The organism is Protofrankia sp. CiP1_Cm_nod3, assembly GCF_982290655.1.
Window position 1 is genome coordinate 1 of record NZ_CEVIVD010000119.1, and the last position, 9446, is coordinate 9446.

The 9446-nt window shown below is 70.1% G+C and carries 8 protein-coding genes; 5 read left to right on the forward strand and 3 right to left on the reverse strand.

Features of this window, described 5'->3' with window-relative positions; all coding sequences use genetic code 11:
- The coding region (locus AC5LUJ_RS18715) for a M50 family metallopeptidase (protein ID WP_493465381.1) at window positions 1-617 on the forward strand (617 nt) is incomplete at its 5' end.
- 318 nt (window positions 618-935) lie between these two features.
- Here AC5LUJ_RS18715 and AC5LUJ_RS18720 read toward each other — a convergent pair.
- Window positions 936-1097, reverse strand: a complete 162-nt coding sequence (locus tag AC5LUJ_RS18720; RefSeq protein ID WP_250289719.1) for a hypothetical protein — start codon at window positions 1095-1097, stop codon at window positions 936-938.
- Between the two features lie 397 nt (window positions 1098-1494).
- Between AC5LUJ_RS18720 and AC5LUJ_RS18725 the strand changes: the two genes are divergently transcribed.
- Window positions 1495-2001: a hypothetical protein gene (locus AC5LUJ_RS18725; RefSeq protein WP_493465382.1), complete on the forward strand. Its 507-nt coding sequence runs from the start codon at window positions 1495-1497 to the stop codon at window positions 1999-2001.
- Between the two features lie 162 nt (window positions 2002-2163).
- Here the strand turns inward: AC5LUJ_RS18725 and AC5LUJ_RS18730 are convergent, their stop codons facing one another.
- Window positions 2164-3816, reverse strand: coding sequence for a glycosyltransferase family 2 protein (locus tag AC5LUJ_RS18730; RefSeq protein ID WP_250286058.1), 1653 nt, complete (start codon window positions 3814-3816; stop codon window positions 2164-2166).
- A 1146-nt stretch (window positions 3817-4962) separates the two neighbouring features.
- Here AC5LUJ_RS18730 and AC5LUJ_RS18735 point away from each other — a divergent pair.
- From AC5LUJ_RS18735 to AC5LUJ_RS18745, 3 genes are all read left to right on the forward strand, one after another.
- Window positions 4963-5934 carry an NADH-quinone oxidoreductase subunit B family protein gene (locus AC5LUJ_RS18735; protein WP_250286057.1) on the forward strand — a complete coding sequence of 324 codons (972 nt, stop codon included), beginning with the start codon at window positions 4963-4965 and terminating at the stop codon, window positions 5932-5934.
- Window positions 5935-5998: 64 nt separating this feature from the next.
- A complete protein-coding gene (locus tag AC5LUJ_RS18740; RefSeq protein ID WP_250286056.1) occupies window positions 5999-7606 on the forward strand; it encodes a nickel-dependent hydrogenase large subunit in 1608 nt (535 codons plus the stop codon).
- Between the two features lie 29 nt (window positions 7607-7635).
- Window positions 7636-8529, forward strand: a complete 894-nt coding sequence (locus AC5LUJ_RS18745) for a NifU family protein (protein WP_250286055.1) — start codon at window positions 7636-7638, stop codon at window positions 8527-8529.
- A gap of 120 nt (window positions 8530-8649) precedes the next feature.
- On the opposite strand, the gene AC5LUJ_RS18750 is transcribed toward AC5LUJ_RS18745, so the two are convergent.
- Entirely contained in the window at window positions 8650-8931 is a 282-nt protein-coding gene (locus AC5LUJ_RS18750) for an FDXHR family putative zinc-binding protein (RefSeq protein WP_250286054.1), read from the reverse strand.
- Window positions 8932-9446: the final 515 nt, after the last annotated feature.

Sequence of the window (9446 nt, forward strand, 5' to 3'; positions counted from 1 at the left end):
TCGCGCTCGCGGCCGTCGTACCCCGACGGACCTGGCGCAACAGCGGCCACCTCGACACCATCGCGCACGAGGGCGGCCACGCGCTCGTCGCCTACCTGCTCGGATACTGGGTCGTCGGCGTGTGGCTGTTCTCGGACACCTCCGGCCTCACCGGCTCGTACGGACGACCGAACCGGATAACCGAGTTCCTCGTCTCAGCGGCCGGTTACACCGCGCCGTCGCTGCTCGGCCTGGGCGCGGCGGCCCTGCTGCGTGCCGGGCACGTCACGGCGACGCTGCTGCTCGCCGTCATGGCGCTGGCCGCGCTCTTCCTCGTCGTCCGCAACGCGTTCGGGATCGCGATCATCGTCGCGGCCGCCGGAGCGGTCGTACTGGCGCTGCGTTCGGCCGACACGGGCACGCAGAGCGCGCTGGCCTGCTTCCTCACCTGGTTCCTGCTGCTGTCCGGCCCCCGCTCCGTCCTCGACCTGCACCGGCACCGCAGAAAGGGCCCGTCCTCCTCGGACGCGGACGCCATGGCCGAGCTCACCGGCATCCCCGGCGGCCTCTGGGTCGCCGCCTTCGCCCTGGCCAACACCCTGTGCCTGCTCCACGGCACAACCCTGCTCCTGCGCTGACCGGAACCCGCCATGCCAACGTCAAGCTGAAGCCCCACAAAAACCGCCTCTCCGCAGTTGACTGGAGGGCGTATCCGGTCAGCAGCCGTGCGTGACGACCCGTGGTGAAGGAACGTAGTCACGTTTTGGTTTGGAGAAGGTGAGGCACCCGCCCGCCGAAATGATCGCTCTTACCAGAGAAGAGATCATCGAGCGGACAGGTGCGTCTGCATCTCCCGAGGGAGCTTGCCCACCACGCGCAGCGCTGACTGCCTGATCGTCACCACATACAGGGCAGACTCGGTCGCAATGACCATCTTGCCGCGCCCCCGCAGGGGGTCAGCCCGTCAGGTCATCCCAGGTGAAGCCCAGTTCCGCCATGGCTTCGTCCAGAGGCACGGGCTCGCCGCCTTCGGCAAGCGCCGTGTCCAGGCACTGACGGTCGTACTCGTCCTCCGCGTCCGTGGTCTCGTACACCACGTCGATCACTGGCTCCGGCATGGGCTCACCTTCCTCGTGGCCCATGCGACTCACAACATTCCAATCACAACATTCCAACTTCCGATGTGCCCAGGCTCACATCGGCAAGCTCCACGGTAACCCGACGCACGCCGTCGTGACACCGCCCAGGCCAAAGAGAGGATCACGTCTCGGCTGTTCGGGGGCTCTTTTCGATCGGTCGACAGAGGAGTGTCAGATGTGTTACATGCATCGAATGCTCCGGGTCGGGTAGAGGTGTTCCATGGTTCGACACCGGAGGGGTCCGGCAACATCGTGTTCTCGGAGCGTCACCTGTCCTGCGCCGGGGGCGCGTCCAGCCGCTCACGCGGCGCGTGTCGCGCGTCCGAGCATTCCGCAGCTTCTGTTCGCCGCGACCACGGTGGCGGCTGTCATCGCCATGCCCTCCGACGTGCTGGCGGGTTCGGCATCGACGCTGTCCGACGCGCCGGCCGCCGCCGGCCCCGCCGTCACGAGCCCGGTGGCCGGCCCGGGGACCGCGGGCGGGGCCACCGAGCAGACGGCCACGGGGGCCACGGGTCCGGTGGCCGCCGGGCCGGCGCGGCAGCCTGCCGCGATCACAGCGGTTCAGCGGGACGGCTCGTCCGTGGACGAGCAGATCGCACAGGCGGTGCGCAGCAGCCCGCTGCTGGGCGAGGTCCCGCCGGGAAACGTCGAGGTGACCGACGTCCACGTGTCCACGGTCGACCCGGCCGTGGCGACCGCCCGTGTCATACCGACCGGCGGTGAGACCGACCCCGCCACCGCCCTGCTGCGCCACAGCGCTCCCCCGGGCTCCCGCTGGGCCCTGACCGAGCTGGGAACGGCCGGTGTCGGCTGCGACACCCTGGCCCCAGCGGTACGCGACGACCTCAACATCCCCTGCGAGACCCTCCCGACCGGCTGACCCAGCGCCCCCGGAAGCCCCGGATCATGACAACGAGGGAACACCTGGCTGCTGTGACAGCCACGTGTTCCCTCGTTGCGGTGACCGGAGCGCCATCAGGATGAGGACGCGCGGCCTCCTCTGGTCAGCGGGCGCGCGCCCGGCCCGTGGGCGAGTGTCCGGTCAGTGGGCGAACGTCCAGGCTGACAGGAAGGCGACGGCAAGGATGATCGCCCCGCGGATCGGGGCCTGCCAGCGCTCGACCGCGGCACGCCGCTCGCTGACCGACGACAGCGGGCCGGCCAGGGTCACGAGCAGGATCCCGGCCCACGCCAGCGCACCCACCTGGCGGTCCGCCCGGGTGTCGAACGCGTAGAAGACAACCGAGAACACGAGCACGGCCGCGAGCAGGACCTGCGGCAGCAGGAGCAGCGACACCTTCGGCTGGAAAGCCTTCTCGGTCGTACCGGACGAGCGGGGCCGGTATCCGGACGCGACGCGCACGAGCGCGAGCAGGTAGATCGGGGAGTTGAACAGCACGCTCGACACCGTGCGGGGCGCCGCCCGCGTCCCCGCGTACGCGGCGATGAAGAACAGGGTGCTGGCGAAGTAGGGCAGCCCGAACAGCAGATACGCCCGCTGGGAGCCCGTGGAGGCGAGCGGGGAACGGAAGACGATGGACAGCACCGGCCCCAGCGCGAAGACCACCTGAACGGACGCCAGCAGCGGGCTGAGGGTGCTGTGCAGGTAGTGCGCCCGCTGCCAGCGGGTCAGGCCCGGCCTGGCCAGCGGGTTGTCGAACAGCAGCAGCCGGGTGCTGTCCATCGCCCAGCGCAGCCGCTGCTTGGCGTAGACGGCCGCCGTCGCCGGCGCCGTCCCGACCGATATCGGGACGGGATGATAGATGCTGGACCAGCCATGAGCATGCAGTTCGTATGACGTCTGGACGTCTTCTACTATGTTCCATTCGCTGAATCCGCCGACTGATTCAAGCGCGGACCGTCGGTAGAGCGTCCCGTTCCCGCAGGAGACCGCCGCGTTGTCCCGGTCCTTCGCCGGCTGCAGGGAGCGGTAGAAAATGCTATCGGTGTTGTTCAGGACGTCGAGACGGCCGGTGTCGAAACGCTGGGCGGTGCAGACGAAACCGACGTCCGGATCGCGCAGATAACCGACCACCTGCTCCCCGAGATCCGGGACCACCAGATGGTCCGCGTCGAGGGCGAGAACCGCGTCACCGCGGGTGCGGGCCAGCGCGTGGTTGAGGTTGCCGGCTTTCCCCGGCGTACCGTCGACCCGGGTGAAGCAGGGCACCCCGAGCCGGGACGCGAGCGCGTCGATCTCCCGCCAGTCCTGCCGGCCGGCGATACGGCCGTCGTTGAGGACGTATGTCTGGTGCGGATAGTCGATGGCGAGGGCGAAACGCAGGGTCCGCTCGACCATGGCCGCGGGCTCGCCGCACACCGTCACGAACACGTCCAGAGTGCCCACCGGCGGCGGGGCCTGCCGGGCAGCGCCTGGCCGCAGCCGGCCCATCATCACCGCCGTCCACCCGACGGCCAGGTAGGCGACCAGCTCAGCGGCATAGAACAGGTAGCCGATCGCGCTGGTGCCGCCGAGTGTCGCCGTCCGCCAGGCCAGGTAGATCGCGCCGAGCGCGATGACGAGCAGGCCTGCCACCCGCCCCGTCCGGCCACTGGCCGCCGCCCCGGCCCTGCCCGCGGTGGCGGAGCGCGCGCGCGAAGCCGCTTCCGCTGGCTGCCGGGGCCTGGGCACCAGCGGTACAAGACCGTCGTCAACCGGCACGGCAGCACCGGACGGTGCTGTGTCGCGAGCCATTTCTACCACCTTTCGAAAAAATCAGCCTGTTCGGCGACCGTCCATACAAATGCCTCTGGGACGTGCCCGGAAAAGATTTCAATCAATGCACTTCTCCTGGCTGCTGACAGTCGACCGACATGATGACATCGCAAGTGTTCGCCCTCGATGATTACAGCAGCGCATACCCGCCATGACACAGGGTGAAAAGCCGGTGTTTCTCTTCCGAAGGAAGTAGGGCCGGATCAGGCCCGCTCGTCACCGACCGCCGGTAATATCACCGATAACGCCGCCGGTAATATGCTGGTTCGTCCGTCGAAAACAACCCGAAACGTCCGCCCGGTATACCGTGTCGACCACTTCGGCGGCATCCCTCCCGGGACGCGGCGCGCCATGGTCGCCACCCCGGGTGAATTCCGGTGGCTCACCCGGACGCCGGTGGAAGTGTCCACCGCGGTATCAAACCGGGCACGGTGACGACCATGGACGAAATGTCCAGAAACTGACTGCCGAGCCAGCGGCGGTGGCACGGCGGGCAGCGCCCCCACGCCGATACGGGCAGACGCCCACAGCCCACCGGGCGGCTTCACATGCCGGCGACGGCGCGTCGAAAGGCCCGGAGCGCGCCGCCATCGGGCCCATGTGATCAAGGCGTGATCGGGCTATGCGCGCGGATACCCGGCTCGTGGCGCTGTCCGGGATGTCGGGGAGCCGCCCGCGACCCGAGCGCGCGGCCGGCCGAATCCTCGAGATCGGCCGAGATCGACATCGCCGCTCCGGTCGGGGACCGGAGACGAAAACGCGGTCCTTCAACCGCCCGCTCGCCGGGTGGCCGATAAATGATCATTACGTGATGGCGGTCATACGTCCGGGTTCTGGCAAGGGCGGGCCGTTGACGCCATGGGATCATGGCGATGGAGCCGCGGTGGCGCGATCGCCTTTCTTCCGCGCTCGGGGCCGCTCAGCGCGAGCCCGGAAACCGGCCGGCAAGCCCGGGACCCGGCCTGGCCCGATCAGCGGTCAGGCCAGCTCAGGCCAGGCCAGCTCAGGCCAGGCCAGGCCAGGCCGGGCCAGGCCGGGCCGGCTCGGGTCACGGCAGGCCCCGTCCCCGGACCGCCCGGGGAACGGTCACGTAACCCCGCCCGGGGTTACCCGAGAGGAGGACCGATGCCGTCCGTGCTGTGGCTGCACGGAGGGGCGTGCGGCGGGAACACCATGTCCTTCCTGAACGCCGACGAGCCGAATGTCGTCGACCTCGTCACCAGCTTCGGGCTCGAGCTGCTCTGGCATCCCTCCCTCGCCCTGGAGTCGGGGACTCACGCGCGCAAGCTGCTGCGGGCCTGCGCCAGCGGCGAGACGCCGGTGGACGTCCTGGTGTTCGAGGGCTCCGTGATCGAGGGGCCCGAGGGCACCGGCCGCTACGACATGTTCGCCGACCGGCCCATGAAGGACTGGGTGATCGACCTGGCAGGAACGGCCCGGACCGTGGTCGCGGTCGGGGACTGCGCTTGCTGGGGCGGGATCGCGGCGACGGCGCCCAACCCGACGTCCTCGACCGGTCTGCAGTTCCACAAGCGTGAGCGCGGCGGCTTCCTCGGCGCGGAGTTCCGCTCGCGCGGCGGGCTGCCGGTCGTCAACATCCCGGGCTGCCCGGCCCACCCGGACTGGATCTCCCAGATCCTCGTCGCGCTGGCGACCGGCCGGGCCGCCGACATCGACCTGGACGAGCTCCAGCGGCCGCGGACGTTCTTCACCAGCTTCACGCACACCGGATGCACCCGGACGGAGTTCTTCGAGTACAAGCAGTCCACCACCACGTTCGGGGAGGGCACCCGCACCGGCTGCCTGTTCTACGAGCTCGGCTGCCGCGGCCCGATGACCCACTCGTCGTGCAACCGCATCCTGTGGAACGGCCAGTCGTCCAAGACCCGGGCGGGTGTGCCGTGCATCGGGTGCACCGAGCCGGAGTTCCCGTTCTTCGACCTTGAGCCGGGGACGGTCTTCCGGACCCGCAAGGCCGCCGGCGTCATCCCCCGGGAGATCCCGGAAGGCACCCGCCACCTCACCTACCTGGCCCAGTCCGCGATCGCGAAGATCGCCGCCCCGGACTGGTCGAAGAAGGACACGTTCGTCGTCTGACGCCCCGCCCGCTCCGCTCCGCCCGCACCGGATGGACACCGCCGACTGGAAGAAGGGGACACCGATGACCACCGTCGATCTCAACGTCAGCCCGATGGGCCGGGTCGAGGGCGACCTGGACGTCCAGGTGACGGTCAGCGATGGCGTGGTGACCTCCGCGCGGGCCCAGGCGGCCATGTTCCGCGGCTTCGAGATCATCCTTCAGGGCAAGGACCCCCAGGCCGGCCTGATCGTCACCCCGCGCATCTGCGGCATCTGCGGCGGCAGCCACCTGTACAAGGCCGCGTACGCCCTGGACGTGGCGTGGGGCACCCGGATACCGCCCAACGCCACGCTGGTCCGCAACATCGCGCAGGCGTGCGAGACGCTGCAGAGCATCCCGCGCTACTTCTACGCGCTGTTCGCGATCGACCTGACGAACAGGAAGTACGCGCGCTCGCCGCTCTACGACGAGGCCGTCCGGCGCTTCACCCCGTACACCGGTACCAGCTACGCCCCGGGGGTCGTCCTGTCCGGCAAGCCGACCGAGGTGTACGCGATCCTCGGCGGGCAGTGGCCGCACTCCAGCTTCATGGTGCCCGGGGGTGTCATGGGCGCGCCCACCCTCTCCGACGTCACCCGGTCGATCGCCATCCTGGAGCACTGGAAGCACAACTGGCTGGAGAAGTACTGGCTCGGCTGTTCGGTCGAGCGCTGGCTGGCCAACCGCACCTGGGACGACGTGCTCGCCTGGGTCGAGGAGAACGACTCCCAGCACGACAGCGACTGCGGCTTCTTCATCCGCTACGGCCGTGACATCGGCCTGGACACCTACGGCGGCGGGATCGGCAACTACCTGGCCACCGGCACCTACTTCCACCCCGACCTCTACGCGGAGCCGACCATCGAGGGACGCAACGCCGCCCTGATCGCCCGCTCGGGGGTCTGTTCCAACGGCGAGTTCCTCACCTTCGACCAGAGGTGGGTCCGCGAGGACGTCACCCACTCCTTCTACGAGGGGACGCAGGCCCGCCACCCGTTCGACGGCGAGACCCGGCCGCTCGACCCGCAGCGAGGGCGTGAGCAGGGCAAGTACAGCTGGGCGAAAGCGCCGCGCTACCACCTGTCGGGGCAGGGGTACGTCCCGATGGAGGCCGGCCCGCTGGCCCGCCGGATAGTCGCCGGCGCCCCCGGCGCCGCCGCCCACCAGGACTACGACCCGCTGTTCACCGACATCATTGCCCGGGCCGGGCCGTCGGTGCTGGTCCGCCAGCTCGCCCGGATGCACGAGGCCGCAAAGTACTACCAGTGGACGCGGCAGTGGCTCGACCAGCTCGACCTGCGGGAGAGCTTCTACACCAGACCGGCCGAGCCCACCGAGGGCCGCGGTTTCGGGGCCACCGAGGCCGCCCGCGGGTCGCTGGCCGACTGGATCGTCATCGAGGACGGAAAGATCGCGAACTACCAGGTGGTCACGCCGACCGCGTGGAACATCGGCCCCCGGGACGGCTCGCAGACGCCCGGCCCGATCGAGCAGGCCCTGGTCGGCACACCGGTCGCCGACGCCGAGGACCCGGTGGAGCTCGGGCATGTGGCCCGCAGCTTCGACTCCTGTCTGGTGTGCACCGTGCACGCCTACGACGGGCGGACCGGCCGGGAACTGAGCAAGTTCGTGATCAACGGTGCGGTCTGACCCGGGGGAGACGGACAAGGAGCCCAGCGATGAGTGACGCCCGGCCGACCGGGCCGACGTGGAACGAACCCGGCTTCGGCGCGCTCTCGGAGGCGCTCGACGAGGCGGCGGCCGGCGTCCGGGAGCTGGAACCGGCGGCCCGGCTGCGGGCCGAGCAGCTGCGGCACGCCGTCGAGGCCCTGCACGGCAGCGGGATCAACGCGATCGTCCGCCGGCTGCGCGAGGATCCCCGCGGCCGGGAGCTGCTGTTCGAGCTGGCGGACGATCCCGTGGTACGCCTGCTCTTCTCCGTGCACGGGATCCTCCAGCCCACGCCGGTGACCGAGTCGCTGCGCGCGCTGGAGAAGGTCCGCCCGTACCTGCGGGCGCACGGCGGGAACGCGGAGCTGGTCCGGGTGGACGGGGACACCGCGTTCCTGCGGGTCAGCGGCACCTGCAACAGCCGCGCGCTGGCCGGAGTCACGTTGCGTGAGGTCGTCAAGGAGGCTCTGATCGGCGGGGTCGGGTCGATCGCGCGCGTGGTGATGCTCGCGGGTGACCCACCCCCGACACTGATCCCGCTGGGCCCGGTGCGTAACCGCGACGATGGAGACGACGGATGGGTGGCGGTCGGGACGGCGGCGGACCTCGGCGGGCGGCCGATCACGGCGCTGCACCTCGAGCGGGCCGACGGCGTCAGGGCCGACATCGTGGTCATCAGTCTCGACGGCCGGCTCACCGCCTACCGCGACACCTGCGCCCACCAGGGCCTGCCGATCAACGTGGCGCAGCTCGACCCGGCCACCGACACCCTCACCTGTCCGCGGCACGGATTCTGTTACGACGCGCGCTCCGGCGCCTGCCTGAACTCGCCAGGCGCGCAGCTGACGCGGCTGCCCCTGCGGGTGGACAACGGCCAGGTGTGGATACGGCTCGACGCGTGACAGCCGGCCACGCGACAGGATCATGTGGGGCTGTCCGGGCCGCCGGTTCCCGTCCTGGCCGGCGCTCCCCCGGCGTCGGCGTTCAGCCGGCCTGGCGGCGTTCAGCCGGCCTGGCCGCGTTCAGCCGGCCTGGCGGATCCTGGAGTGGTGCGGCGCCCGCAGGATCTTTCCCGGGGCTCGCTCGTCGGCGGCCACCCAGTATCCGCCGTCAGGGCGTAGGCCCACCTGCTCGGGCGGGACGCACCGGCCGTCGACACGGTGGGCGTCGAACCCGGTGCCCACTCCCGCGAAGGTCTCGTGGCAGCCCGGGCAATGGGCGGCGGTCAGCGCCGTCCACTGCACGTCGCATCGCCCGCAGCCCAGCAGAATCGGGCGATCGTAGTCGACGTCCCGGCCAGCCAATGGCTCGCTCCTCACGCATGTCCGAGCTCTCGCCCTCCGCGGCCATGGTTCTTCCGCCCATGTATCGCGGCGAGCGCCGCTCCCCTGCGCTCACCGTCACAGTGCCGCAGACACGCAGACTATCGGTGTATCCACCGCGTTTCGCCCCGTCCCCTCCTCGAAGCTCGTCCAGCAGGTCAACGGCAGCGCGAAAACCATGATTTATTGATCTTTGGTTGTTACCGGCGGATCCTGGCCGCCGGTCACGCGGAAACCACGACCGTACGGTCTCCGGTCGGCCACGGAGGTGCAGACAAACGCACGGTACCGAAGACGGCACCAAACGCGGCTGACAGGCCGATCGGGAGAACCGGGCCAGGGCCCCTGCGCCGCCGTTGACCGGTTTGTCAGCGTCTGCCGAGGGTCATGACGTCGTCGTGCCGCGCCACCTGACAGGTGGGCCGCCGTTGGCCTGGTGGTACCAGAATAGTCCCGGGTTGCGCCGGCGGGCCCGGGGACGGCACGGCCGTCCTTCG

Bases quoted from the DNA above. Each gene is read 5' to 3' on its own strand.
- AC5LUJ_RS18740 (WP_250286056.1), top strand. From the start codon at position 5,999: ATGACCACCGTCGATCTCAACGTCAGCCCGATGGGCCGGGTCGAGGGC.
- AC5LUJ_RS18735 (WP_250286057.1), top strand. From the start codon at position 4,963: ATGCCGTCCGTGCTGTGGCTGCACGGAGGGGCGTGCGGCGGGAACACC.
- AC5LUJ_RS18720 (WP_250289719.1), bottom strand. From the start codon at position 1,097: ATGCCGGAGCCAGTGATCGACGTGGTGTACGAGACCACGGACGCGGAG.
- AC5LUJ_RS18725 (WP_493465382.1), top strand. From the start codon at position 1,495: ATGCCCTCCGACGTGCTGGCGGGTTCGGCATCGACGCTGTCCGACGCG.
- AC5LUJ_RS18730 (WP_250286058.1), bottom strand. From the start codon at position 3,816: ATGGCTCGCGACACAGCACCGTCCGGTGCTGCCGTGCCGGTTGACGAC.
- AC5LUJ_RS18745 (WP_250286055.1), top strand. From the start codon at position 7,636: ATGAGTGACGCCCGGCCGACCGGGCCGACGTGGAACGAACCCGGCTTC.